The organism is Aeromonas sp. 2HA2 (genome assembly GCF_029237345.1).
Lineage (GTDB): Bacteria > Pseudomonadota > Gammaproteobacteria > Enterobacterales > Aeromonadaceae > Aeromonas > Aeromonas salmonicida.
On the sequence record NZ_JAACGB010000034.1, the window covers coordinates 1 to 530 of the forward strand.

The following is a 530-nucleotide window of genomic DNA, read 5'->3' on the forward strand; positions in this document are numbered from 1 at the left end:
CCACGGTGTGATTCATGACTGGGGTGAAGTCGTAACAAGGTAACCCTAGGGGAACCTGGGGTTGGATCACCTCCTTACCTTAAGATGTCGAAGTTGTTGAGTGTTCACACAGATTGCCTTGATTCAAGTTTAGAGACAGTACACGAAGTGGGTCTGTAGCTCAGGTGGTTAGAGCGCACCCCTGATAAGGGTGAGGTCGGTGGTTCGAGTCCACTCAGACCCACCACTTCGTTCCCGATTATGGGGCTATAGCTCAGCTGGGAGAGCGCCTGCTTTGCACGCAGGAGGTCTGCGGTTCGATCCCGCATAGCTCCACCATAATCGGTACTGTATTTTGCGAGAAGCAAAAGCCATGCATTGAGCCCTGACGTTCAATCTATGCCTTTGACTTCTTTATGAAGTTTGCTCTTTAACAATCTGGAAAGCTGATTTAAAAAGTAGTTCTCAAACATTTGTTACAAGTGCTTTGGAAACTTCTTGGCGAAAACCAAAATTTATTTTGGTCCTTGTTGTACTTCAACAAGTCGCGT

Annotated in this window: 2 tRNA genes and 1 rRNA gene; all 3 read left to right on the plus strand. The window is 47.0% G+C overall.

Annotated elements, in window-relative coordinates:
- A 16S ribosomal RNA gene (locus GWQ29_RS21240) occupies positions 1-77 on the plus strand; the annotation flags it as partial.
- Positions 78-149: 72 nt separating this feature from the next.
- Positions 150-226: transfer RNA gene (locus tag GWQ29_RS21245), tRNA-Ile, on the plus strand.
- Between the two features lie 16 nt (positions 227-242).
- Positions 243-318 (plus strand) — tRNA-Ala (locus GWQ29_RS21250).
- The last annotated feature ends 212 nt before the right edge of the window (positions 319-530 follow it).